The sequence below is a fragment of the Stutzerimonas stutzeri genome, from assembly GCF_019090095.1.
Lineage (GTDB): Bacteria > Pseudomonadota > Gammaproteobacteria > Pseudomonadales > Pseudomonadaceae > Stutzerimonas > Stutzerimonas stutzeri_AN.
On record NZ_JAGQFP010000002.1, the window covers coordinates 1,354,425 to 1,378,896 of the forward strand.

Consider the following 24,472-nt stretch of genomic DNA (forward strand, 5'->3'; position numbering starts at 1 on the left):
ATGGATGACTACGGCAGACCCCGCGCTACTCAGCCCACCCTCTACGTTCTGGACACCAACGTCCTGATCCACGACCCCAACGCGTTATTGAATTTCCAGGAACACCAGGTCGCCATTCCGATGACGGTTCTGGAGGAGCTGGATCAGCTCAAGACCGGCAAGCACACGGTAGCGGCCGAGTGCCGTCAGGCCATTCGCCTGATCGATAAAGTGCTTGGCAACGCGACACCCGAGGAGGTCGAGCTCGGCGTACCGATCCAGCGTGAGAAGAGCGGACCCTGCGGCAGCCTGTCGATCCTGATGAGCCGGGGCGCCGACTCCACCGCGCTACCGGAAGATCTCAACGACAACAAGATCATCAACCAGGTCGTGGAGTTGCAACGGCGCAGCAGCGGTGTTCCTGTGGTGCTGGTGACCAATGACATCAACATGCGGCTGAAGGCGCGTGCCTGCGGTGTCGCCTCGGAGGACTACCATACCGACAAGCTGGTCGACGACGTCGGCCAGCTGTCTCGCGGTTATCACAGCCTGAGCGGATCGTTCTGGGATCGGGTCAGCAAGGTCGATACCCATCAGGGGCATGGGCGTACCTGGCACCGGGTTCAGCTGATCGACAACTTGCCCGCCGTACACATCAACGAGTTCATCCTCGATGAGCAGGGCTTCGTGGGCTGGATCAAGGGGATCAAGGCTGACGAGCTGCTGTTGCTGGACATGCATCAGGAGCCCCTGTTGCATCAGGAGGCCTGGGGATTACGTCCACGGGATATCCATCAGGCGCTGGCGCTGTTCGCCTTGCTCGACCCGGACATCCATCTGGTCAACCTCTCGGGGGCGGCCGGCTCTGGCAAGACCATTCTTGCGCTGGCCGCGGCCATCGAGCAGACCGTGGTCAGTAAGCGCTATCGTCGGATCATCGCAACCCGCAGCGTGCAAGGCCTCGATGAGGACATCGGCTTTCTGCCCGGTACCGAGGCGGAAAAAATGGAGCCCTGGCTTGGCGCAATCACCGATAACCTCGAAGCCTTGCATATGGATGACGAGAACACCCACGGCAGCGTCGATTACATCCTGCAAAAGGTGCCGCTGCAGTTCAAATCCCTCAACTACATCCGCGGCCGCAGCTTCCAGCAGAGCCTGATTCTGATCGATGAATGCCAGAACCTGACGCCGCATCAGATGAAAACCATCATCACCCGCGCAGGCAGCGGCTCGAAGGTGGTTTGCCTGGGCAACCTGGCGCAGATCGATACCCCCTACCTGTCGGCCACCAGCTCGGGGCTTACCTACCTGACCGAGCGGTTCAAGGACTTCCCGCACGGCATGCACATCACGCTGCAAGGCGTGCCCCGTTCGATTCTGGCGGAATACGCCGAGGCCCATATGTAGCCCATCTGATGCCCGCCAGAGGAGGACGGCGGGCCCGAGGCGGCATGTTGTGTATACAATGTGCCGCATCGTTTTTCTGGAGTTGCCGGTATGCTCACTCATCTCGACGCCCAAGGGCGAGCGAATATGGTCGATGTCACTGCCAAGGCCGTTACGGCACGCGAGGCAGTAGCCGAGGCCAAGGTCCGCATGCAGCCTGAAACCCTGCAAATGATCCAGCAAGGGGGGCATCCCAAGGGAGATGTCTTCGCCGTTGCGCGTATCGCGGGCATTCAGGCAGCGAAGCGGACCCATGAACTCATTCCACTTTGCCATCCGCTACTGCTGACCAGCATCAAGGTCGACCTGCAGGCCGAGGGCGAAGACTGTGTGCGCATCGAGGCGCGCTGCAAGCTGGCTGGTCAGACCGGCGTGGAGATGGAGGCACTGACGGCGGCAAGCGTTGCGGCGCTGACGCTCTATGACATGTGCAAGGCGGTCGACAAAGGCATGGTTATCGAAGCGGTCCGGCTGTTGGAAAAGCTCGGTGGCAAAAGCGGGCACTGGCAGGTGCCGACATGATTCGGGTGCAGTATTTTGCGCGCTATCGCGAGGCGCTGGGGCTGGATACCGAGCAGCTGGATTGGGACGCATCGCTTCGGCAGGTCGACGATCTGCGGCAACGGTTACTGGCACGCGGCGACCAGTGGGCGGTCCTCGGCGAGCAGAACCTCATGTGCGCGCGCAATCAGGAGCTGTGCGGGCTCGATGAGCCGCTCGCTGACGGCGACGAGGTCGCCTTCTTCCCCACCGTGACCGGAGGCTGAACATGAGTGTGCGCGTACAGCAGGCCGCGTTCGATCCAGGCGTCGAGCTCAACGCACTGCATGCGGCCAACCTCGGTATCGGGGCGGTGGCGGGCTTTGTCGGTTACGTCCGCGATTTCAACGATGGCCAGGACGTCGCTGGCATGTTTCTCGAGCACGCGCCCGGTATGACGGAAAAGGCACTGCAGAAAATCGTCGAGGAGGCTGGCGAGCGCTGGCCTCTGCTCAGGCTGGAAATCGTCCATCGTGTCGGACGGCTCGAGCCGGGCGAGCCGATCGTTTTCGTCGGCGCTGCCAGCGCGCACCGTGAAGCGGCGTTCGATGGTTGCCGGTTCGTCATGGATTATCTGAAGACCCGTGCCCCGTTCTGGAAGAAAGAAGACACGCCGTCCGGCCCGCGTTGGGTGGAAGGGCGTTGCAGCGACCAGGCCGCGGCACAGCGTTGGCAGCAGGATTGACGAGGCAGGGCACATTCCACAGCAAAAAGGCGAAGCCGGGCTTCGCCTTTACCAGGGGCGTGTGGCGTCAGCTCAACGCTTGGGCGGGACGGGCGCCAGCAGCTCGGCTGGTGGCATTTCGCAGCTGATCTTGCGGCCCAGTAGTGCTTCGATGGCCGGCAACGCGAAGGCGTCATCCTCGCCGGCGAAGCTGATCGAGGTCCCTGTGGCGCCGGCCCGGCCGGTCCGGCCTATGCGGTGCACATAGTCATCCGGGACCTCCGGTAGCGTGAAGTTGATCACATGGCTGATGCCATCGACGTGAATCCCGCGACCCGCAACGTCGGTGGCCACCATGACGCGAATCTTGCCCTCGCGGAAGCCTTCCAGCGCGCGGATGCGTTTGTGCTGGGGGACATCGCCGGACATCTGCACGGCGCTGATGCCGTCGCGGGTGAGGCGCTCTTCGATGCGTCGCACTTCATCCTTGCGGTTGGCAAACACCATCACCCGAGTCCAGTCGTTCTGCGTGATGAGGTTGTACAGCAGCTTGTACTTGTCACTGCCGGCAACGGCGTAGACGTGTTGCTCGACGGTGTCGCTGGCCACGTGCTCGGCTTCGATCTCGACGATCGCCGGGTCGGTTGTCCATTGCTTGGCCAGGTTCATGACGTCTTCGGTGAAGGTGGCGGAGAACAGCAGTGTCTGACGCTCGCTCTTTGGCGGCGTCTGGCGAATGATCTGGCGCACCTGGGGGATGAAGCCCATGTCGAGCATGCGGTCGGCTTCGTCGAGCACCAGCACCTCTACCATGTCCAGGTGCACTTCGCCGCGTTGGTTGAAATCCAGCAGCCGCCCGGGCGTAGCAACCAGGATGTCGCAATAACGGCTTTCCAGTGCCTTGAGCTGCTTCTCGAAATCCATGCCGCCGACGAAGCTCATCACGTTGAGGCCGGTGTACTTGGTCAGGTTCAGCGCATCGTTCGCGATCTGCACCACCAGTTCACGCGTGGGCGCGATGATCAGTGCCCGTGGTTCGCCCATGTAGCGATCGCTGGGCGGCGGCGTCTGCAACAGTTGGGTGATGGTGGAAATCAGGAAGGCGGCGGTTTTGCCGGTACCGGTCTGGGCGCGTCCTATGGCATCGCGGCCTTTGAGCGTGAAACCGAGCACCTGCGCCTGAATCGGCGTGCAATAGGGAAAGCCCAGGTCATGGATGGCATGCATCAGCTCGGGGGCGAGCTTGAAATCATGGAAGCGCGTCTTGCCCTCGGCTGGCTCGACCTGAAAGTCTTCCAGCTTCCACGCGGGGGCGGCCGGGGCCTCGGGCTTGCGCGAACGCTCTCGGCGGGGCTTGGTCGACGCCGGAGCAGGCGCATCAGCCGGCGTGTCGACGGAAGGGGCGCGGGGGGAATCTACAGGCGTCGCGGTGTGGCTGACGGGCTGGATGACGGTTTGCTCTGCCGGGCCTTTGCCAAAAATCTTCTTGAGTGCTTTGAGCACGGTTTCGTCTCTGTCGATAAGGTTCGCCCGCCAGTGTAATGCAAGAAGCAGATACGGCGAAGACTTGCTCGGGGCGCGCGTTGGGCTGGGTCGCGAGCCTTTGGCTGAAGCGGGTCGACTTCAGCCACACACCCGATTTCGACCCTGTGCCTTGGCCTGGTACAGCGCCTGATCGGCGGCATGGATCAGCGTCTTCAAATCGTCCGCAGGCCGCATCGGCGCTACACCGATGGAGATGGTCACGCCAGGTAAGGTGCCGAGCGAAGAGCGAAAGGAGCTGATCGCTTCAATACTCTGGCGCAGACGCTCGCCGATGTTGCGCGCGTCGCTCAGCGTCATATCCGGAAGCAGGACGACGAACTCCTCGCCGCCGTAGCGCACCAGGCTGTCGGCGGGGCGAAGCAACTTAGCCAGCGTGTCGACCACCAGGCAAAGCGCGTGATCACCCGCCAGGTGGCCGTGCCTGTCGTTGTAGTCCTTGAACTGGTCGACATCGAGCATCAGCAACGCGAGCGGCTGACCGTTGAAGGCGCAGCGGGTGCTTTCGCGATTGTAGATGTGCTCCAGCCACCGACGGTTGAACGAACCGGTGAGGGCGTCGATGTTGGCGTTCTGCTCGCTGTTGATGATCAGGCGATCACTCAGGCGAACGCGGTGGCAGAGCAACTCGGTGAGGTTCTGCATGAGTTGCGGCGAGCGCGTGAGCACCCACAGGGAACTGCGGTGCAGGCGCAACAGCCGCGAAGGGACCAGCGCCACGACATAGGCCGAGGGTGGCAAGCCGTCCATAAAACTGATTTCGCCGGCGCAGTCGCCGGCGCCGATGGCCCGCACCGGTTGGCCATCGAGCGAATCGAGGTGAACAGCGAGTTCGCCATCGAGTACCAGATAAAGGTAGTGGTTGGCTTGCAATGGCGACAGCAGGACATGGCCGGTGTCGATCAGGCATGGCTTGAACAGTTCCTGCAGGAGGCGCAGGCAGGGCTCGTCGACATGATCGAGCAAGTGGGCCTGTCGAAGGTGCTGCATTTCGACACGTCTCGTGACGGCGACATCCTTGCCGGAAGACTTCTTCGTCATCACCCGCTATGCCTCGTCCATTCTGTTCGCGCCAGCTCCGTCTGGCCGCGATGTGCGCTGCGAGAAGCGACGCAATCGAGTGAGCTGCTGCCTTGCCAAAGAGTAGCCGTAATTGACCGATCGGCCAGGCGCGCAGCGTCACATTTCTCGACGAAGGCCTGCTTCGGCCCTGATGCGCATCAGTCGAGGCGGGCCATCAGCCAGTCGCCGATATCGGCAATCTCCTTGGGGCTCACTTCATGGGCCATCGGATAGTCCTTCCACTCGGCCGCGACATGGTTCTGTAGCAGGCAATCGTATGCGGCGCGCCCCATCGATGGCAGGACGACGTTGTCGGCGCTGCCGTGCAGGCACAGCACCGGAACGCTTTGCTGCTGGGCTGAGAGGCCGAGGTCGCTGACGAAGGTCGGTGCGTAGGTGGACAACGCCAGTACGCCGCCGAGCGGGCCGGCCCAGCGAAGGAAGGCGGTGTGATAGACGACCGCGCCGCCTTGGGAAAAACCCGCCAGGACAATCCGTCGAGGATCGATGCCGCTGTCTCGCTGGGCTTCGATCAGCGCAATCACGGCCTGTGCCGATTCCTCGAGCTGCGCCTGGTTGATGGCCCTGGCCGGGCTCATGGCGAGGATGTCGTACCAGCTCGGCATCGCCCAGCCGCCGTTGATGGTCACCGTCTGGGTGGGTGCTTGGGGCAGGACGAAACGAGTCCGTAGCAAGCGCTCCTGCAGGGCTTCGGCGACCGGCAGGAAGTCATAGCGATCAGCGCCGAGGCCGTGCAGCCAGATGACACAGGAGTCGGCAGAGGAGGCGGGTTCGATGATCAGGGGGGCGCTCATGGCGGGCTCCGTCTGGGGCCCGCCTCATGTTGGGGCGGGCTGGAAGGGTGGATGCAGCAAGATGCAGCGAGGTTACCTGTACGCGCGTCAGCGTTGAAGGTCGCGATGCCGTTCGGGCGGTTTTCGCAGGGTTCTGGTATGGCGCTTGCTTCGTCGCAGCGTGGCACGGATACCGAGGCCGCTCGTGCCGGTGCCGGCGAGCGCATCGGGAGAAGTTGCCGTTAATCGATCGGCGACTAGACTCAGGTCAGGTGCTTCTGCCGTTTCGCTCGACGGATGCCGTTTGGCGTGCGCGAAGCAGGTAGACGACCCCGACCCCGCAGAATAAAAGCAAACTGGAGGTTTCGATGATAAGGGTTAAATCCACACTGGCTGTGCTTGGCGCGGCGACACTATTGATGAGTGTCAGCGGCCTGGCGCAGGCAGGGGCGACGCTGGATGCAGTGAAGAAGAAGGGCTTCGTGCAGTGCGGCGTGAGCGATGGCTTGCCAGGCTTTTCCTTCACGAATGCCAAGGGGGAGTACAAAGGAATCGATGTCGATGTCTGCCGCGCTGTCGCGGCTGCGGTGTTCGGGGACGCCAACAAGGTCAAGTTCACACCGTTGACCGCCAAGGAACGCTTCACCGCATTGCAATCAGGCGAGGTCGATGTGCTGTCGCGTAACACGACCTGGACCAGCTCTCGTGACTCTGCGATGGGGTTGAATTTCACCGGCGTGACCTACTACGACGGCCAAGGCTTCCTGGTCAACAAATCGTTGGGTGTATCCAGCGCCAAGGAGCTCGACGGGGCCACCGTCTGCATCCAGGCGGGCACCACTACCGAACTCAACCTCTCGGACTACTTCCGCGCCAACAGCCTCAAGTACACGCCGATCACCTACGACACGTCCGACGAGAGCGCCAAGTCGCTGGAGTCCGGTCGCTGCGACGTGCTCACCTCGGATCAGTCCCAGCTCTATGCGCAGCGGATCAAGCTGGCCAAGCCGGACGACTATGTCGTCTTGCCAGAAGTCATCTCCAAGGAGCCGCTGGGCCCTGCCGTGCGCCAGGGTGACGAGGAGTGGTTCGACATTGTGCGCTGGTCGTTGCTGGCGATGATTAACGCCGAGGAGCTCGGTATCACCGCAGCGAACGTGGAGGAAACGGCCAAGACCACCAAGAACCCGGATGTGGCGCGTTTGCTCGGTGCCGAAGGTGAATATGGCAAGGACCTGAAACTGCCGAAGGACTGGGCGGTACAGATCGTCAAGCAGGTGGGTAACTATGGCGAGGTGTTCGAACGCAACATCGGTTTCGGTAGCGAACTGAAGATCGAACGCGGTCTCAATGCGCTCTGGACCAATGGAGGTCTGCAGTACGCGCCTCCGGTGCGTTGACCTAGCCGGGCCAGCCGAAGGCTGGCCTTGTTTCAGGGACGAGCACTGCCGGTGCGCTCGCATCGGCAGTGCCTTATGAGGTTTCTTGATGCGAACCATCGCCAAAACGGGGGCAACGCGCGGCTCGTTGCTCACGGATCCACAGGCGCGCGCCTGGTTGTTCCAGATTCTGGCAGTCGTGACGGTCGTGGCTGTCGGCTGGTTTCTCTTCGACAATACCCAGACCAACCTCGCTCATCGAGGCATCACCTCCGGCTTCGGCTTTCTCGATAACGCCGCCGGCTTCGGCATCTCCCAACACCTGATCGACTACAGCGAAAGCGATTCCTACGGCCGTGTGTTCTGGGTGGGGTTGCTCAATACGCTGTTGGTCAGCGTCATCGGCATCATCCTGGCGACGCTCATTGGCTTCATCCTCGGGGTAGCGCGATTGTCGCCCAACTGGCTGATTCGCAAGATCGCCACCGTATACATCGAGACGTTCCGCAACATCCCGCCGCTGCTACAGATATTCTTCGTCTACTTCGCCGTGCTCAGCCCGCTACCTGGGCCTCGCAACAGCTTGAGCCTGTGGGACATCGTGTTCGTCAACAACCGCGGTGTGCAGATGCCTTCGCCAAGCGCCGGGGAGGGCTTTTGGGCGTTCTGGATTGCCTTGGTCACGGCGCTGGTGGCCATTGTCCTGCTTAACCGCTGGGCACGTGCACGGCATGACGCGACCGGTCAGACCTTTCCGGCGTTTTGGGTCAGTGTCGCCTTGTTCGTTGCTATCCCGAGCCTAGCTGCACCGCTGTTTGGCGCGCCGTTTCTCTGGGAGGTGCCGGAACTGCAGCGCTTCAACATTCGTGGCGGCTGGGTGGTCATTCCCGAGCTGGTGTCGATCGTGCTGGCCCTGTCGATCTACACCGCGGCCTTCATCGGCGAGACCGTACGCGCCGGTATCCAGTCGGTGAGTCACGGCCAGACCGAGGCCGCCGCTTCGCTGGGGCTTCGCCCAGGCCGCGTCCTGCGCCTGGTCATCATCCCCCAGGCCATGCGGGTGATCATCCCGCCGCTGACCAGCCAATACCTCAACCTGGCGAAGAACTCCTCGCTGGCCGCTGCAATCGGCTATCCCGACATGGTCTCGCTGTTCGCAGGGACGGTGCTGAATCAGACCGGGCAGGCAATAGAAACCATGGCGATCACCATGAGCGTCTACCTCGCGATCAGCATCAGCATCTCGCTGCTGATGAACTGGTACAACAAGCGCATTGCGCTGATCGAACGGTGAGGGCGAGCGCATGACAACTCATACTTTCAAGCCGGACCTGCCGGCGCCATCGGCGAACATCGGCGTGATTGGCTGGATGCGCGCCAACCTGTTCTCCAGTTGGCTGAACACGCTGCTGACGCTGGCCGGGCTGTATCTGATCTGGATAATCGTTCCGCCCATTCTCGAATGGGCGATCATCAAGGCCGACTGGAGCGGCGAAACCCGCGCCGACTGTACGCGCGAAGGCGCTTGCTGGGTGTTCGTGCAGACGCGCTTCAGCCAGTTCATGTACGGTTTCTACCCGCCGGAACTGCGCTGGCGGGTGGATGCGACCGCGTGGCTTGCCATCGTCGGCGCAGCGCCCTTGTTCCTGCGCCAGATGCCGCACAAGGCACGCTATGGCATCGCCTATCTCATCGCTTATCCGCTACTCGCCTACTGGTTGCTGCACGGCGGCTTCCTTGGCCTCGAAAACGTGCCGACCAGTCGCTGGGGCGGACTGATGCTGACCATCGTGATTGCGGCGGTGGGTATCGCTGGGGCGCTACCGCTCGGCATTCTACTAGCGCTTGGTCGGCGCTCGGACATGCCGGCGATCCGGGTCCTCTGCGTGACCTTCATCGAGTTCTGGCGTGGCGTGCCGCTGATCACCGTGCTGTTCATGTCTTCGGTGATGTTGCCGTTGTTTCTGCCAGAGGGGATGAACCTCGACAAGCTGATGCGCGCCATGGTCATGGTGATCTTCTTCGAGGCGGCCTATGTCGCAGAAGTGGTGCGCGGCGGTCTACAGGCGATCCCCAAGGGGCAGTACGAGGCCGCTGCGGCGATGGGCTTGGGCTATTGGCGCAGCATGATCCTGGTGATCCTGCCGCAGGCGCTGAAAATGGTCATTCCCGGCATCGTCAATACTTTTATCGCCCTGTTCAAGGACACCAGCCTGGTGATCATCATCGGCTTGTTCGACTTCCTCAACAGCATCAAACGGGCGACATCGGACCCAGCCTGGCTGGGAATGTCCACTGAGGGTTATGTATTCGCAGCGCTGGTCTACTGGATCTTCTGCTTCGGGATGTCGCGTTACTCGATGCACCTGGAACGCAAGCTCGACACCGGCCACCGGAATTAAGGACTCACATCATGAGCGACACTTCTCTACGTTCCGATCAACCTGCGCAGGCGGACGAACCGGTCATCCAGATGCAAGGTGTGCACAAGTGGTTCGGCCAGTTCCACGTGCTCAAGGACATCAATCTCAACGTCACGCAGGGCGAGCGGATCGTGCTGTGCGGGCCGTCCGGCTCGGGGAAATCCACCACCATTCGTTGCCTCAACCGTTTGGAAGAGCATCAGCAGGGGCGCATCGTCATCAATGGCGTGGAGCTGACCAACGACCTCAAGCAGATCGAGGCGATCCGCAGCGAAGTCGGCATGGTGTTCCAGCACTTCAACCTGTTTCCACACCTGACGGTGTTGCAGAACTGCACGCTGGCACCCATGTGGGTGCGCAAAATGCCACGACGCCAGGCCGAAGAAATCGCCATGCATTATCTGGAGCGGGTGCGGATTCCCGAGCAGGCCAACAAGTTTCCCGGCCAGCTGTCGGGTGGCCAGCAGCAAAGGGTCGCGATTGCACGTGCGCTGTGCATGAAGCCGAAGATCATGCTGTTCGATGAACCGACGTCGGCGCTGGATCCGGAAATGGTCAAGGAGGTGCTCGACACCATGGTCGGGCTCGCTGAAAGCGGCATGACGATGCTCTGCGTGACCCATGAGATGGGCTTCGCCCGCACCGTGGCCGATCGGGTCATTTTCATGGACAAGGGCGAGATCGTCGAAGAGGCCGATCCCGACACCTTCTTCACCAACCCGGTCAACGATCGGACCAAGCTGTTCCTCAGCCAGATACTGCATTAAGTACGCAGCGGTTCACGCCGCATTCAGGACGGGCTTCGGTGCAGCGTTAGGGTGGCGGCAGGGCTCGATCGGCACGCCACCGGACCGCTTGCGGTCTGCGGCGGGCCTTCGTGCTGTCTGCGGGCCACCGTGAGGCCGCGGGCGGATCGTCGTCCGCATCACCTGCTTGCAGCAGGCTTAGCCTCGACGGCCGTCATGGGCTAGAATACGCGGCCCGACTGCTCCCCTCCCCGAGGCTGTTCCGACGATGTTGATCCTGCGCGGCGCTCCCGCTCTTTCCGCCTTCCGTCACGGCAAGCTCCTGGCACAACTGACCGCGAAGGTCCCCGCCGTGAGCGGGTTGTATGCCGAGTTTGCTCATTTCGCTGAAGTATCCGGCACGCTTGGCGCGGACGAGGAGCGCGTGCTCTCCCGGCTGCTGAAATATGGGCCGAGCGTACCGGTGCAGGAGCCTGCCGGCCGGCTGTTTCTCGTAATCCCTCGTTTCGGCACCATTTCTCCCTGGTCGAGCAAGGCCAGCGACATTGCCCGCAACTGTGGTCTCGACAAGATTCAGCGTCTGGAACGCGGCATCGCCTATTACGTGGCTGGAGAGCTGTCCGATGACGAGGTCGGGCAGATCGCTGCGGCGCTGCACGACCGCATGACCCAGCTGGTGCTCGAGCGCTTCGAAGAGGCTGAGAACCTGTTCAGCCACGCCCAGCCCAAGCCCCTGACGGCGGTTGATGTCCTCGGTGGCGGTCGCGCGGCGCTGGAGCGGGCCAACGTGGAATTGGGTCTGGCGCTGGCCGAAGATGAAATCGACTATCTGGTGACCAGCTTCACCGATTTAGGGCGCAACCCTCACGACATCGAACTGATGATGTTCGCCCAGGCCAACTCCGAGCACTGCCGCCACAAGATCTTCAACGCCAGCTGGGACATCGACGGCGAGAGCCAGGACAAGTCCCTGTTCGGCATGATCAAGAACACCTATCAGTTGCACGGCGAAGGCGTGCTGTCCGCCTACAAGGACAACGCTGCGGTGATCGTCGGCAACGTGGCCGGCCGTTTTTATCCGAATCCGGATACCGGTGAGTACGCGGCCAACCGCGAGCCGGTGCACATCCTGATGAAGGTGGAGACCCACAACCATCCGACTGCAATCGCGCCGTTCCCAGGCGCCGCCACCGGTTCGGGCGGTGAGATTCGCGACGAGGGCGCCACCGGCCGTGGCGCCAAGCCCAAGGCCGGCCTGACCGGCTTCACCGTGTCGAACCTGAACATCCCCGGTTTCGAACAGCCCTGGGAAGTGCCCTACGGCAAGCCCGAGCGCATCGTCACGCCGTTGGACATCATGATCGAAGGCCCGCTGGGTGGCGCGGCGTTCAACAACGAGTTCGGTCGGCCTGCGCTGAGCGGTTACTTCCGCACCTTCGAACAAGTGATCGACACCCCGCATGGCGAAGAGGTGCGCGGCTACCACAAGCCGATCATGCTCGCCGGCGGGATGGGTAACATTCGCGAGGACCACGTCCAGAAGGGCGATATTTCGGTCGGCGGCAAGCTGATCGTGTTGGGCGGCCCGGCCATGCTGATCGGCCTGGGCGGTGGTGCGGCGTCCTCGATGGCCACCGGCAGCAGCTCGGCGGACCTGGATTTCGCTTCGGTACAGCGCGACAACCCGGAAATGGAGCGTCGCTGTCAGGAGGTCATCGACCGCTGCTGGCAGCTGGGCGACAAGAATCCGATCAAGTTCATTCACGACGTCGGTGCGGGCGGCCTGTCCAATGCCTTCCCCGAGCTGGTCAACGACGGCGGCCGCGGTGGGCGTTTCGAGCTGCGCAACGTACCTAACGACGAGCCGGGCATGGCGCCGCTGGAAATCTGGTGCAACGAGTCCCAGGAGCGCTATGTCCTGTCGGTCGATGCGGCTGATCTCGAGCGTTTCGAGGCGATCTGCCGGCGCGAGCGTTGCCCCTTCGCGGTCGTCGGCGAAGCGACGGCCGAACCGCAACTGACCGTCGCCGACAGTCATTTCGGCAACAACCCGGTCGACATGCCGCTCAATGTGCTGCTGGGCAAGGCGCCACGTATGCACCGCAGCGCCGTACGCGAGGCCGAGCTAGGCGACGATTTCGCCGCCGAGCAGGTCGATCTGACCGAAGCGATCGATCGTGTCCTGCATCACCCGGCGGTGGCCAGCAAGAGCTTCCTGATCACCATCGGCGATCGCAGCATCACCGGCATGGTGGCGCGCGATCAGATGGTCGGCCCCTGGCAGGTGCCGGTGGCTGACTGTGCGGTGACCGCCACCAGCTATGACGTCTATACCGGCGAAGCCATGGCCATGGGCGAGCGTACCCCGCTGGCGCTGCTCGACGCGCCCGCGTCGGGGCGTATGGCGATTGGCGAAACGCTGACCAACCTGGCCGCCGCTCGCATCGACAAAATTTCCGATATCAAGCTTTCCGCCAACTGGATGGCCGCTGCAGGTCACCCGGGCGAGGACGCGCGGTTGTACGACACAGTCAAAGCGGTCGGCATGGAGTTGTGTCCGGAGCTGGGCATCACCATTCCGGTGGGCAAGGACTCGATGTCCATGAAGACGCGTTGGAACGATGAGGGCGCGGAGAAGAGCGTGACGTCGCCGCTGTCGCTGATCGTGTCCGGCTTTGCTCCGGTCGTCGATATCCGCCAGACGCTGACGCCGCAACTGCGGTTGGATAAAGGCGAAACCGACCTGGTGCTGATCGACCTCGGCCGCGGGCAGAACCGCATGGGCGCCTCGATCCTGGCCCAGGTCTATGGCCAGATGGCACGTCAGGCGCCGGATGTCGATGACGCCGAGGACCTGCAAGCGTTCTTCGCCGTGGTCCAGGGGCTGAATGCCGATGGCCTGCTCTTGGCCTACCACGATCGTTCCGACGGCGGCTTGCTGACGACAGCGCTGGAGATGGCCTTCGCCGGTCACTGCGGTCTCAATCTCAACCTCGATGGGCTCGTGGAGAGCGCGGCGCAGATTCCTGCGGCGCTGTTCAACGAGGAGCTGGGTGCGCTGATTCAGGTTCGCCAGGGTGATACCGAAGTGGTGCTGGCCCAATTTAGCGCTGCGGGGCTCGCCGACTGCGTGTCGGTCATCGGCCAGCCGGTCAACAACGGCCACGTGGCCATCCGGTTCCAGGGCGCGGATGTGTTTGCAGGCGATCGCCGTCTGCTGCAACGGCAGTGGGCGGAGACCAGCTACCGAATCCAGCGCCTGCGCGACAATGCCGACTGCGCCGACCAGGAGTTCGACGCGCTGCTCGAGGAAGACAATCCGGGGCTGAGCGTCACGCTGGGCTTCGACGTCAACGAGGATATCGCTGCGCCCTACATCAAACGTGGGGTCCGCCCGGAAGTGGCGATCCTGCGCGAGCAGGGCGTCAATGGTCAGACCGAGATGGCCGCTGCGTTCGACCGTGCCGGCTTCGCGGCGGTCGATGTTCACATGAGCGATATCCTGTCCGGGCGCATCAGCCTCGAGCGCTTCAAAGGGCTGGTGGCCTGCGGCGGCTTCTCCTACGGCGACGTGCTGGGCGCCGGTGAAGGCTGGGCCAAGTCGATCCTGTTCAACGGCCGCGCCCGTGAGGACTTCGGTGCCTTCTTCGAGCGCAAGGACAGCTTCGCCCTGGGCGTGTGCAACGGTTGCCAGATGCTCTCCAACCTGCACGAGCTGGTGCCGGGTAGCGAGTCTTGGCCACATTTCGTTCGTAACCGTTCCGAGCAGTTCGAGGCGCGGGTGGCGATGGTGCAAATCCAGGATTCGCCCTCGATCTTCCTGCAGGGCATGGCCGGCTCGCGCCTGCCAATTGCCATTGCGCATGGCGAAGGTCACGCCGAATTCGAGAGCGAAGAAGCGCTACTCGAGGCTGACTTGTCCGGCACGGTCGCGCTGCGTTACATCGATAACCATGGCAAGGTCACCGAGCGTTATCCGGCCAACCCGGGCGGCTCGCCGCGAGGCATCACCGGGCTGACTACCCGTGACGGCCGCGTGACCATTATGATGCCGCACCCTGAGCGTGTGTTCCGCGCCGTGACCAACTCCTGGCGTCCGGACGATTGGCAGGAAGACGGCGGCTGGATGCGCATGTTCCGCAACGCGCGGGTTTGGGTGGACTGAGGTCAGCGCAGCGGAAGAGCCCGGAGGTGAATAGCGCTCCGGGCTTTTTTGTAACCGTGATCTGGTCGACCGCTGCGGATGAACCTAGCGCCGGTGCCGGCGTCTGATAGAGGCGCTCGGCTTTGCCGGCCGGGTTCGGCGAGGCGAGCGCTTCGACGGAGAAGCGCTCCGCCGAGTGTTCTTGTGCGGAGAGGTTGATGTACAAGCTTTGTTTCTACGTCCCGGATACTCATCTGGACGCCGTCAAACAGGCGGTTTTCGCGGCCGGAGCCGGGCGCATCGGCGCCTACGACAGTTGCTGCTGGCAGGTGCTCGGCCACGGACAGTATCGACCGCTCGAAGGCAGCAAGCCGTTTCTCGGTCAGCTGGGGCAGGTGCACTCGGTCTCTGAGTGGAAGGTCGAGCTCGTGGTGGCTGACGAGCTGATCCATGACAGCGTCAAGGCACTCAAGCGTGCCCATCCGTACGAGACGCCCGCATTCGAGGTATGGCGGCTATCGGATCTGCAGTTCTGACAGGATGCAGCAATGAAAAGCCCGAGTCGCCACAGGCGGCCCGGGCTTTTTCATGTGGGGTTTTCGGGCTGATCAGACGCTGACGTTCAGGCGCACGTCGATGTTTCCGCGCGTGGCGTTGGAGTAGGGGCAGACCTGGTGCGCAGCCTCGGCCAGTTGCTCCGCAGCCGCCTGATCCAGGCCCGGCAGGTTGATGTTCAGTTGCACCTCGAGGCCGAACCCGCCGGGAATCTGGCCGATCCCGACCTGGCCGGTGATCGAGGTGTCGGCGGGAAGCGGCTGCTTCTGTTGACCCGCGACGAACTTGAGCGCACCGATGAAGCAGGCGGAGTAGCCCGCAGCGAAGAGTTGCTCGGGGTTGGTGCCTTCACCGCCTTGGCCGCCCAGCTCACGCGGGGTGGACAGCTTCACGTCGAGCATTCCGTCCGGGGTTACGGCACGCCCGTCACGGCCTCCAGTGGCTGTGGCGGTAGCGGTGTAGAGAGCCTTGATGGTCTGCATGGCGGTTTCCTCTCATTGGGTGGATGACAATAAGTTATCGCGCATATATTTAGTGCGCAAGATAATTATCGAGCGCTACGTGGACCACTCCGGTTGGGGCGCGTGCCTGGATGTGCTCAGCTGCGTTGTAATAACGCTTCGCGAAGGGACGCGAGCTGGTCGCGCAGTGCCAACAGGGCTTCAGGCGATTGCCCGGTGCACTCGAGCATGCAGGCGGGGAAGTCGCGGGCACGGTCTTTCAGGGCACGCCCTGCGACCGTGAGATGGAGTTCGACCACGCGCTCGTCATCGCGCCTGCGGATGCGACTGAGCAAGCCTTCGGCTTCCAGGCGCTTGAGCAGGGGTGTCAGCGAGCCGGGGTCGGTCAACAGGCGGGTGCTGATCTCACTCACCGTCAGTCCGTCACGCTCCCATAGTACGAGCATCGCCAGGTATTGCGGGTACGTCAGACCGATGCTCTTGAGCAAGGGCTTGTAAGCCTTGGTCATCTGCAGGGAGGCGGAATAAAGGGCGAAGCACAGCTGATTATCCAGCTGGAGCTGCTCGTCAGAATCTGTCGTCGTCATGGGCGGCCGAATGGCGAGGGAGTGGTTTCACGTTAACGCGCTGCCTCGCCTGCTGCCAAGCTCGGAACGCTGGATCAGGGGCGAATTTCGATCAGGGTACCGTTCTTGACCAGGTTCCAGATTTCGCGCATGTCATCGTTCTTCAGGGCGATACAGCCCTCGGTCCAGTCGAGGGTGTGGAAGAACCACTCGGGGTACTCTTCATCGACCGGCGTGCCGTGCAGCATGATCATGCTGCCTGGGCGCGCGCCTTCGCGGCGGGCTCGCTCCAAGTCCTTGGCGTTCGGATAGGAGATGTGCATCGCCAGGTTGTATTTATCGGAGGTTTTGCGCCAGTCGATCCAGTAGAACCCCTCTGGCGTGCGCTTATCGCCCTCGCGCTCCTTGGGGCCAGGCTGCTTGCCCAGCGAGATGCGATAGCTCTTCATGACGACGCCACGGCTGATGAGGTGGAGCTGGCGTTCGGACTTGACCACCAGCACCTTGTCGATGAACGAGTCATCAAGCATGGGCGCGGCGGTAGCATGGGAAAGGGTGGCAAAGGTGAAACAACAGATCGCTAACAGCCAGCGCATGGAGAGCTTTTCCTGAATCCTTACGGCATCAGACCTGTCTGCCCGCCACCCGCATTGCTTCGATGGCTTCGTTGCGCACCGGGAAGGTCTGCTGCACCCGGTCGGCGAAAAAGTATTCTAGGGTACGGCCCACGGTGGGAAAAGCCAGCTCTGACCAAGGGATCTCGGCCTGTCGGAAAAGCCTGACCTCAAGGCTTTCCTCGCCGGCGCAGAAACCGTCATCGACCAGTTCGGCGCGGAAGAACATGTACACCTGGTTGATGTGCGGCAAGTCGAATAGGGTGTAGAGCTGCAGGTCCGTGACTCGGGCACAGGCCTCCTCCAGCGTCTCTCTTTCGGCCGCCTGCTGAACCGTTTCGCCGTTCTCCATGAAGCCGGCTGGCAGGGTCCAGTAGCCGCGACGTGGTTCGATGGCTCGGCGACAGAGCAGTACATGGTCGTTCCAGACGGGTAGGCAGCCGGCCACGATGCGTGGGTTCTGGTAGTGCACCATGTCGCAGGCGGTGCAGACGAAGCGGTTGCGGTTGTCACCCTCCGGCACCCGCTCAATGATCGAGCCGCCACACTGGCTGCAGTATTTCATCGTGCTTCCTTCGGTCAATGGATGATGCCGGTCATCACCGTGAAATCGCCGGGTCGTCTGCTGGTCAACGCCAGTTTGCCGCGAAAAGCGGGGCAGCGACAGTTGCTACATCGATTTGTAGCATTCCGGCTGTCCTAACGGCGCCGGTTTTGGTTTCGTCTGTCTTGGGCGCCTGGGGGATTCATGCCATGATGCCCGACAAAGGTTGAACGAGATGCTTCATGCTGGACAAGATTCTCCAACGGGTGCGTGACTACTCCCCGCATCTCCTGGAGCCGGAAGGCCGGATGCCGGAAGCGGCGGTGTTGATGCCGATCACGCGCAGTGAGTCGCCTGAGCTGGTGCTGACCCTTCGCGCCAGTGGCTTGTCCACCCACGGCGGCGAGGTGGCGTTTCCCGGCGGTCGGCGCGACCCCGAAGATCGCGACCTGATTCATACAGCCCTGCGCGAGGCCGAGGAAGAGGTCGGCCTGATGCCGGCCTTGGTCGAAGTTGTCGGTCCGCTAAGCAGCCTGGTTTCGCTGCACGGAATCCATGTCACGCCTTATGTCGGGATCGTGCCGGACTACGTCGAGTATCGAGCCAATGATGCCGAGATCGCTTCGGTGTTTTCCGTGCCACTGGAATTCTTTTGCCAGGATGTTCGTGAGGTCACCCACCGCATCGACTATCAGGGCGGCGCCTGGTACGTGCCGTCATACCGCTATGGCGAATACAAGATCTGGGGGTTGACGGCGATTATGATCGTCGAGCTGGTGAACCTGATCTATGACGCCGGAATCGAGATGCGCCGTCCTCCGGCTTCCTTTATCGATCTGAGCCAGAAGAGGTCATGACCGTGAAATATCGCCTGGGCGATGCCCGTGTTGAATGCCACCCGCAGAGCTGGGTGGCGCCGAATGCCACGCTGGTCGGCAAGATCCGCCTGGAGGCCGGGGCCAGTGTCTGGTTCGGTGCGGTGTTGCGTGGCGACAACGAACTGATCCATATCGGCGAGAACAGCAACGTGCAGGATGGCACTGTCATGCACACCGACATGGGGCATCCGCTGACGCTGGGTACCGGTGTGACGGTTGGCCACAATGCGATGCTGCACGGGTGCGTGGTTGGCGACTACAGCCTGGTCGGGATCAACGCGGTGATACTCAATGGGGCGAAGGTCGGCAAGCATTGCATCATCGGCGCCAACACCCTGATTGCCGAAGGCAAGGAGATCCCGGATGGCTCGCTGGTTGTGGGCTCGCCCGGCAAGGTCGTCCGTGAGCTGACCGAGCAGCAGAAAAAGATGCTCGAGGCCAGCGCCGCTCATTATGTGCACAACGCCCAGCGTTACGCGCGTGACCTGGTGGAGCAGGAAGATTGAGCCACGACGACAAACCGGTCGCCTCGCCTTGCGTCAGTATCTGCGCCTTGGATGAAGACAGCCACTGTACGGGCTGCCAGCGCAGCGTCGACGAGATTCGTCGTTGGAGTCGCATGGACAACCTGGAGCGGCGTCAGGTGCTCCTGCGTTGTCAGGAGCGGGCTCGCGTGAGCGGGCTGCTCTTTTAAGGCCGATGCGCAAGGCGTTGGCAAGGGAATTTCTTAACTGTCTGCATTGCGAGGAATGACATGCCCCGAATAGGTACGCCGCTGTCGGCCAGCGCTACCCGTGTGCTGCTCTGCGGTTCCGGCGAGCTCGGCAAAGAGTTGGTCATCGAGCTCCAGCGTCTGGGCGTGGAGGTCATAGCGGTCGACCGCTATGCCAACGCGCCGGCGATGCAGGTGGCTCATCGGCACCATGTTATCGATATGCTCGACGGCGCCGCGTTGCGCGCGGTCATCGAGCAGGAAAAGCCGCATTTCATCGTCCCGGAAATCGAGGCGATCGCCACCGCGACGCTGGTCGAGCTGGAGGGCGAGGGCTACACCGTCATTCCCAATGCCCGGGCCGCGCAACTGACGATGAACCGCGAGGGGATTCGCCGCCTGGCTGCCGAGGAGCTGGGGTTGCCAACCTCGCCTTACCGCTTCGCCGATTCGCTGGATGAGTGCCGCTCGGCGGTCGCTGCGCTGGGGTTTCCCTGCCTGATCAAGCCGGTCATGAGCTCGTCCGGCAAAGGCCAGTCGGTGCTGCGCGCCGATGCCGATATCACCGGGGCGTGGGAGTACGCACAGGCTGGCGGGCGTGCAGGTAAAGGGCGGGTGATTGTCGAAGGCTTCATCGATTTCGACTACGAGATCACGCTGCTGACCGTCCGCCATTCAGGTGGAACGACCTTTTGCGAGCCAGTCGGTCATCGGCAGGAAAAAGGCGATTACCAGGAGTCGTGGCAACCCCAGGCGATGATGCCCGGTGCAAGAGCGGAGGCTGAGCGCATCGCATTGGCCGTGACGCAGGGGCTGGGAGGGCGCGGTATCTTTGGCGTTGAACTGTTCGTCAAGGGCGATAAGGTCTGGTTCTGCGAGGTGTCGCCCCGGCCGCACGATACCGGTCTGGTGACGCTGATTTCTCAGGATCTTTCCGAGTTCGCCCTGCATGCGCGGGCAATCCTCGGATTGCCCATCCCGGCGGTTCGACAGTTTGGCCCGTCCGCTTCGGCGGTGGTCTTGGTGGAGGGCGAGTCCGATCAAGTCAGTTTCGGTCACCTGGCCGCGGCGCTGGCCGAGCCGGACACGGCGTTGCGGCTGTTTGGCAAGCCGGGCGTCAGCGGTCAGCGGCGGATGGGCGTTGCGTTGGCGCGAGATAGTTCGATCGAAGACGCGCGTGCCAAGGCGCTACGGGCCGCTGCGGCAATCGACACGGAGCTTTAAAGCGCGTCCATGGGCGGCGTGCCTCAGGGCGCGTCGTCGGCAGGCTTCTGACTGTCTTCGATTACCCAGGCGCGGACGCTTTTGACGCGGTTGTCGGCCGCTTGCAGGATCTCGAGCCGGTACTGATCGATCTGCAGGCAGATGCCGCTATCAGGGATATGTTCAAGCGCCTCGGTGATCAGCCCGTTCAGCGTTTTAGGGCCGTTACAGGGCAGTTGCCAGCCAAGTGCCCGGTTCACTTCGCGAAGGTAGGCGGCACCGTCGATCACCAGAGTACCGTCGTCTTGCGGGTGAATATCGGGACTGCGCAAGGCGTCCTGGTTGCTGAACTCGCCCACGATCTCTTCGAGAATGTCTTCCAGGGTGACGATCCCCAGAACGTCGCCGTACTCGTCGACAACGATGCCGATGCGGCGCTTGTGCTTCTGGAAGTTCACCAGCTGCGTGGAAAGCGGCGTGTTTTCAGGAATGAAGTAGGGCTCGTTGCAGGCCTCCAGGAGGCTCTCGCGCGTCAGCTGGTCATGGCTGAGCAGGCGGGCGATCTGGCGCATGTGCACGATACCTTCGATCTGGTTGATGTCCTTGCGGAACACCGGAAGGCGCGTGTGCGGCGTCGTGCGCAACTGCGTCACGATGGTTTCCAGGTCGTCCTCGAGGTCGATGCCGGCAACCTCGTTGCGCGGGATCATGATGTCATCGACCGTGACCCTTTCCAGATCGAGGATGCCGAGGAGCATGCTCTGGCGATTCATCGGCATGTCGCTACCCGATTCATGCACCACGCTACGCAGCTCTTCGGTGGAGAGGCTGTCGTTGCCTTTGTTGGACAGGTCGACGCCGAGCAGCTTGAGCAGGCCGTTACTGATCCAGTTGAGCAGTGCCACCAGCGGATAGAGCACTCGTTGCAGCAGCAGTAGCGGCAGGCTGACGGGGTAGGCGACCGCTTCGGGCCGCAATGCGGCAAGCGTTTTCGGGGTAATTTCGCCAAAGATGAGCAAGATGACGGTCAGGCCGATGGTGGCGATGGCGATACCGGCTTCGCCCCAGATTTTAATGGCGAGGACCGTTGCGATCGACGAGGCGAGAATATTGACGAAGTTGTTGCCGACCAGAATGGTGCCGAGCAGCCGGTCCGGTCGTTCGAGCAGCGTGCTCGCTCGCTTGGCGCCGCGGTGCCCTTCCTTGGCCCGGTGACGCAGGCGGTAGCGGTTCAGGCTGAGCATTCCGGTTTCGGAACTTGAAAAGAAGGCCGAGCACAAAAGCAGGAAGACCAGCATGCCGACCAGGAAGCCGGGGTGTAGATGTTCCACTTGGTGTTCCTAGAGTCCGTTGATGTTTCGCCGCGCGCTGTTAGACATGCAGGATGAATTCGCGGACCAGCTTGCTGCCGAAATAGGCCAGCATCAGCAGGCAGAAGCCCGCCAGCGTCCAGCGGATGGCCTTGTAGCCGCGCCAGCCAAGCTGATGTCGCCCCCACAACAGCAGGCCAAAGACCACCCAGGCGACCACCGACAATAGCGTCTTGTGCACCAGATGCTGGGCGAACAGGTTCTCCAGGAACAACCAGCCGGAGATCAGCGAAGCCGACAGCAGCAGCCAGCCGGCGAGCAGAAAGCCGAACAGCAGGCTCTCCATGGTTTGTAGCGGCGGGAAATTCTTGATCAGGCCAGAGGGATGCTTGTGCTTGAGGTGATGGTCCTGCAGCAGCAACAGCAGCGACTGGAAAACGGCGATCGTGAGCATGCCGTAAGCCAGTATGGAGAACAGGATGTGGGCCAGAATGCCCGGCTCTTCGGCAATCGCCGGCGCGGTGCCGGAAGGCGCGAACTGGGCGAACAGCACCGTCAAACAGCCGAGCGGAAAGAGCAGCAGCAGAAGGTTCTCGACCGGCATGCGGTAGAGCGCCAGCAGGATCAGCAGGATGACGGCAGCGGCTATCAGGCTCGAGGCCGTGAAGAAATCGAGATGCAGCCCGCTGGGCGAAAGCAGCTGAATGAACAGGCTTACCCCGTGCGCCATTAGCGCCAGCGCGCCCAACGCAAGAAGCAGACGTTTGTCCGGCACGGTGCGTTGCGCCAGGCGCAGGCCCTGGTATCCAGTGACGCCTGCGTAAAGGCAGGCGGCGGCTAGGCTCGGTAGCAGAGGGTGCATAGGTCTGTTAGCAGGCTCGAAAGGCGCTGAGTGTGGCACAAACCCTGGGCGCACAAAAGTGCGTGAATAACGCATATAGGCCGCTGCGCTCGGCATGTGGCCGACTGCGCGGCAATCGCGGAGGCGGGCTGGATGGTCACGATGAAAAGCCTCGACGGTGGGGTACCGGCCCAGGGGTCGCAGCTTCTATAATCGGCGCCTTAACCACATCCAGCGTGGACACGGCACATGTTTGAAAACCTAACCGACCGCCTCTCTCAGACGCTTCGCCATGTCACCGGCAAGGCCAAGCTGACCGAGGACAACATCAAGGATACCCTGCGCGAAGTACGTATGGCGCTGCTCGAGGCCGACGTCGCGCTGCCGGTGGTCAAGGACTTCGTTGCCCGGGTCAAGGACAGGGCGGTCGGCACCGAAGTGTCCAAAAGCCTGACGCCGGGTCAGGCATTCGTGAAGATCGTGCGCGCTGAGCTCGAAGAGCTGATGGGCGCGGCCAACGAGGATCTTGCCCTCAGTGTGGTTCCCCCGGCCGTGGTGCTGATGGCCGGCCTGCAGGGGGCGGGCAAGACCACGACGGTCGGCAAGCTTGCCCGCTTCCTCAAGGAGCGCAAGAAGAAGTCGGTGCTGGTGGTCTCGGCTGACGTCTATCGCCCGGCGGCGATCAAGCAGCTGGAAACCCTGGCTGCGGAAGTGGGTGTGACCTTCTTCCCGTCCGATACCAGCCAGAAACCGGTCGAGATCGCTCAGGCGGCGATTCGCGAAGCCAAACTCAAGTACATCGACGTGGTGCTGGTCGACACCGCCGGGCGTCTGGCTATCGACGCCGAGATGATGGCTGAGATCCAGGCCGTGCACGCCGCGATCAAGCCCGCCGAGACGCTCTTCGTGGTTGACGCCATGACGGGTCAGGATGCGGCCAATACCGCCAAGGCGTTCGGCGAGGCGCTGCCGCTGACTGGCGTGGTATTGACCAAGGTCGACGGCGATGCGCGTGGCGGTGCTGCGCTGTCAGTCCGTCATATCACCGGCAAGCCGATCAAATTCCTCGGCATGGGTGAAAAGAGCGACGCGCTCGAGCCGTTTCATCCGGACCGTATCGCGTCGCGCATCCTCGGTATGGGTGATGTGCTCAGCCTGATTGAACAGGCCGAGCAGACCCTCGACCGAGAGAAGGCCGAGAAGCTCACCAAGAAGCTTAAGAAAGGCAAGGGCTTCGATCTGGAAGATTTCCGCGATCAGCTCCAGCAGATGAAAAACATGGGCGGGCTTGGCGGCCTGATGGACAAGCTGCCATCAATCGGCGGCGTGAATCTGTCGCAGATGGGCAACGCGCAAGGCGCCGCTGAGAAGCAGTTCAAGCAAATGGAAGCCATTATCAATTCGATGACACCTGGCGAGCGGCGCAATCCCGACATCATCAGCGGTTCGCGCAAGCGGCGCATCGCCATGGGCTCCGGTACCCAGGTTCAGGACATCGGGCGGCTGATCAAGCAACACAAGCAGATGCAGAAGATGATGAAGAAGGTCAGCGGCAAGGGCGGCATGGCCAAGATGATGCGCGGCATGGGTGGCATGTTCCCTGGCGGTGGGATGCCCAAGTTCTGATTCGAGGTCTTCGGCGAGGCCCTTCCGTCGGGCGTCGCCGCGGCCTGGCGGGCCAGTGCGCCAGGCCTGCGCTTGTTTTTGAAAAAGCCATTTGCAAAAGTCCGGATAATCCTTAGAATATGCGGCCTTTCGGGCCTTGGGCCCTGCATTCAGATTTGCTGTACCGACTACAGGAACGATGTTCACATGGTAACTATTCGTCTCGCCCGTGGCGGCTCCAAGAAGCGCCCTTTCTACCACCTGACCGTGACCAACAGCCGCAATCCGCGCGATGGTCGCTTCGTTGAGCGTATCGGCTTCTTCAATCCGGTCGCTTCGGGTGCGGAAGTGAAGCTCTCTGTAAACCAGGAGCGTGCTGCTTATTGGCTGGGCCAGGGCGCGCAGCCGTCTGAGCGTGTTGCTCAGCTGCTGAAGGAAGCTGCCAAGGCTGCTGCCTAAGC

Annotated in this window: 25 protein-coding genes; 16 read left to right on the forward strand and 9 right to left on the reverse strand. The window is 62.2% G+C overall.

Going from position 1 to position 24,472, the window contains the following annotated elements; genetic code table 11:
- From KVO92_RS15805 to moaE, 4 genes are all read left to right on the forward strand, one after another.
- On the forward strand, positions 1 to 1,389 hold the full coding sequence (locus tag KVO92_RS15805; protein ID WP_217476502.1) for a PhoH family protein: 1,389 nt from the start codon (positions 1 to 3) through the stop codon (positions 1,387 to 1,389).
- A 90-nt stretch (positions 1,390 to 1,479) separates the two neighbouring features.
- Positions 1,480 to 1,950, forward strand: a complete 471-nt coding sequence (moaC, locus tag KVO92_RS15810) for a cyclic pyranopterin monophosphate synthase MoaC (RefSeq protein ID WP_217476503.1) — start codon at positions 1,480 to 1,482, stop codon at positions 1,948 to 1,950.
- Positions 1,947 to 2,195 (forward strand): MoaD/ThiS family protein, encoded by a 249-nt coding sequence (locus tag KVO92_RS15815; protein ID WP_217476504.1) that lies wholly within the window; start codon positions 1,947 to 1,949, stop codon positions 2,193 to 2,195. The genes moaC and KVO92_RS15815 overlap by 4 nt, the downstream gene beginning before the upstream one ends.
- Positions 2,196 to 2,197: 2 nt before the next feature.
- A complete protein-coding gene (moaE, locus tag KVO92_RS15820; RefSeq protein ID WP_217476505.1) occupies positions 2,198 to 2,653 on the forward strand; it encodes a molybdopterin synthase catalytic subunit MoaE in 456 nt (151 codons plus the stop codon).
- A gap of 72 nt (positions 2,654 to 2,725) precedes the next feature.
- Here moaE and rhlB read toward each other — a convergent pair whose 3' ends face one another.
- The 3 genes from rhlB to KVO92_RS15835 all read right to left on the reverse strand — a co-directional run bounded on the left by rhlB (position 2,726) and on the right by KVO92_RS15835 (position 6,051).
- A complete protein-coding gene (gene rhlB / locus KVO92_RS15825) occupies positions 2,726 to 4,135 on the reverse strand; it encodes an ATP-dependent RNA helicase RhlB (RefSeq protein WP_217476506.1) in 1,410 nt (469 codons plus the stop codon).
- Positions 4,136 to 4,255: 120 nt separating this feature from the next.
- Positions 4,256 to 5,215 carry a GGDEF domain-containing protein gene (locus KVO92_RS15830; RefSeq protein ID WP_254621452.1) on the reverse strand — a complete coding sequence of 320 codons (960 nt, stop codon included), beginning with the start codon at positions 5,213 to 5,215 and terminating at the stop codon, positions 4,256 to 4,258.
- A gap of 179 nt (positions 5,216 to 5,394) precedes the next feature.
- On the reverse strand, positions 5,395 to 6,051 hold the full coding sequence (locus KVO92_RS15835) for an alpha/beta hydrolase (protein WP_217476507.1): 657 nt from the start codon (positions 6,049 to 6,051) through the stop codon (positions 5,395 to 5,397).
- 347 nt (positions 6,052 to 6,398) lie between these two features.
- On the opposite strand from KVO92_RS15835, the gene KVO92_RS15840 reads away from it, so the two are divergent.
- The 6 genes from KVO92_RS15840 (at position 6,399) to KVO92_RS15865 (ending at position 15,258) form a co-directional block, all read left to right on the forward strand.
- On the forward strand, positions 6,399 to 7,430 hold the full coding sequence (locus KVO92_RS15840; RefSeq protein ID WP_217476508.1) for an amino acid ABC transporter substrate-binding protein: 1,032 nt from the start codon (positions 6,399 to 6,401) through the stop codon (positions 7,428 to 7,430).
- Between the two features lie 88 nt (positions 7,431 to 7,518).
- Positions 7,519 to 8,703, forward strand: coding sequence for an amino acid ABC transporter permease (locus KVO92_RS15845; RefSeq protein WP_217476509.1), 1,185 nt, complete (start codon positions 7,519 to 7,521; stop codon positions 8,701 to 8,703).
- Positions 8,704 to 8,713: 10 nt separating this feature from the next.
- Positions 8,714 to 9,811 (forward strand): amino acid ABC transporter permease, encoded by a 1,098-nt coding sequence (locus tag KVO92_RS15850; RefSeq protein WP_217476510.1) that lies wholly within the window; start codon positions 8,714 to 8,716, stop codon positions 9,809 to 9,811.
- Positions 9,812 to 9,822: 11 nt separating this feature from the next.
- Positions 9,823 to 10,599: an amino acid ABC transporter ATP-binding protein gene (locus KVO92_RS15855; RefSeq protein ID WP_217476511.1), complete on the forward strand. Its 777-nt coding sequence runs from the start codon at positions 9,823 to 9,825 to the stop codon at positions 10,597 to 10,599.
- A 247-nt stretch (positions 10,600 to 10,846) separates the two neighbouring features.
- The gene (gene purL / locus KVO92_RS15860) at positions 10,847 to 14,743 is read left to right on the forward strand and encodes a phosphoribosylformylglycinamidine synthase (RefSeq protein WP_217476512.1); all 3,897 of its coding nucleotides are present in this window, start codon (positions 10,847 to 10,849) and stop codon (positions 14,741 to 14,743) included.
- 197 nt (positions 14,744 to 14,940) lie between these two features.
- A complete protein-coding gene (locus KVO92_RS15865) occupies positions 14,941 to 15,258 on the forward strand; it encodes a YqfO family protein (RefSeq protein WP_217476513.1) in 318 nt (105 codons plus the stop codon).
- Positions 15,259 to 15,330: 72 nt separating this feature from the next.
- On the opposite strand, the gene KVO92_RS15870 is transcribed toward KVO92_RS15865, so the two are convergent.
- From KVO92_RS15870 to KVO92_RS15885, 4 genes are all read right to left on the reverse strand, one after another.
- Positions 15,331 to 15,759: an organic hydroperoxide resistance protein gene (locus KVO92_RS15870; RefSeq protein ID WP_217476514.1), complete on the reverse strand. Its 429-nt coding sequence runs from the start codon at positions 15,757 to 15,759 to the stop codon at positions 15,331 to 15,333.
- A gap of 116 nt (positions 15,760 to 15,875) precedes the next feature.
- Complete coding sequence (locus KVO92_RS15875) at positions 15,876 to 16,325, reverse strand: MarR family winged helix-turn-helix transcriptional regulator (protein ID WP_217476515.1); 450 nt, start codon at positions 16,323 to 16,325, stop codon at positions 15,876 to 15,878.
- Positions 16,326 to 16,399: 74 nt separating this feature from the next.
- Positions 16,400 to 16,900, reverse strand: a complete 501-nt coding sequence (locus tag KVO92_RS15880) for a L,D-transpeptidase family protein (RefSeq protein ID WP_217476516.1) — start codon at positions 16,898 to 16,900, stop codon at positions 16,400 to 16,402.
- 28 nt (positions 16,901 to 16,928) lie between these two features.
- Positions 16,929 to 17,483 carry an NUDIX hydrolase gene (locus KVO92_RS15885; protein WP_217476517.1) on the reverse strand — a complete coding sequence of 185 codons (555 nt, stop codon included), beginning with the start codon at positions 17,481 to 17,483 and terminating at the stop codon, positions 16,929 to 16,931.
- A 221-nt stretch (positions 17,484 to 17,704) separates the two neighbouring features.
- Between KVO92_RS15885 and KVO92_RS15890 the strand changes: the two genes are divergently transcribed.
- Genes KVO92_RS15890 through purT form a run of 4 tightly spaced genes read left to right on the forward strand, consistent with a single transcriptional unit; the run spans position 17,705 to position 20,276 of the window.
- On the forward strand, positions 17,705 to 18,319 hold the full coding sequence (locus tag KVO92_RS15890; RefSeq protein WP_217476518.1) for a CoA pyrophosphatase: 615 nt from the start codon (positions 17,705 to 17,707) through the stop codon (positions 18,317 to 18,319).
- 2 nt (positions 18,320 to 18,321) lie between these two features.
- On the forward strand, positions 18,322 to 18,846 hold the full coding sequence (locus tag KVO92_RS15895; RefSeq protein WP_217477275.1) for a gamma carbonic anhydrase family protein: 525 nt from the start codon (positions 18,322 to 18,324) through the stop codon (positions 18,844 to 18,846).
- Entirely contained in the window at positions 18,843 to 19,034 is a 192-nt protein-coding gene (locus KVO92_RS15900) for a DUF1289 domain-containing protein (RefSeq protein ID WP_217476519.1), read from the forward strand. The genes KVO92_RS15895 and KVO92_RS15900 overlap by 4 nt, the downstream gene beginning before the upstream one ends.
- 60 nt (positions 19,035 to 19,094) lie before the next feature.
- A complete protein-coding gene (purT, locus tag KVO92_RS15905) occupies positions 19,095 to 20,276 on the forward strand; it encodes a formate-dependent phosphoribosylglycinamide formyltransferase (protein ID WP_217476520.1) in 1,182 nt (393 codons plus the stop codon).
- 23 nt (positions 20,277 to 20,299) lie between these two features.
- Here the strand turns inward: purT and KVO92_RS15910 are convergent, their stop codons facing one another.
- Positions 20,300 to 21,586, reverse strand: coding sequence for an HlyC/CorC family transporter (locus KVO92_RS15910; protein WP_217476521.1), 1,287 nt, complete (start codon positions 21,584 to 21,586; stop codon positions 20,300 to 20,302).
- Between the two features lie 40 nt (positions 21,587 to 21,626).
- Entirely contained in the window at positions 21,627 to 22,427 is an 801-nt protein-coding gene (locus tag KVO92_RS15915) for a cytochrome C assembly family protein (RefSeq protein WP_217476522.1), read from the reverse strand.
- Between the two features lie 228 nt (positions 22,428 to 22,655).
- Between KVO92_RS15915 and ffh the strand changes: the two genes are divergently transcribed.
- Both ffh and rpsP read left to right on the forward strand, forming a co-directional pair.
- Positions 22,656 to 24,032 (forward strand): signal recognition particle protein, encoded by a 1,377-nt coding sequence (ffh, locus tag KVO92_RS15920; RefSeq protein ID WP_217476523.1) that lies wholly within the window; start codon positions 22,656 to 22,658, stop codon positions 24,030 to 24,032.
- 186 nt (positions 24,033 to 24,218) lie between these two features.
- Positions 24,219 to 24,470, forward strand: a complete 252-nt coding sequence (gene rpsP / locus KVO92_RS15925; RefSeq protein ID WP_158189667.1) for a 30S ribosomal protein S16 — start codon at positions 24,219 to 24,221, stop codon at positions 24,468 to 24,470.
- Positions 24,471 to 24,472: the final 2 nt, after the last annotated feature.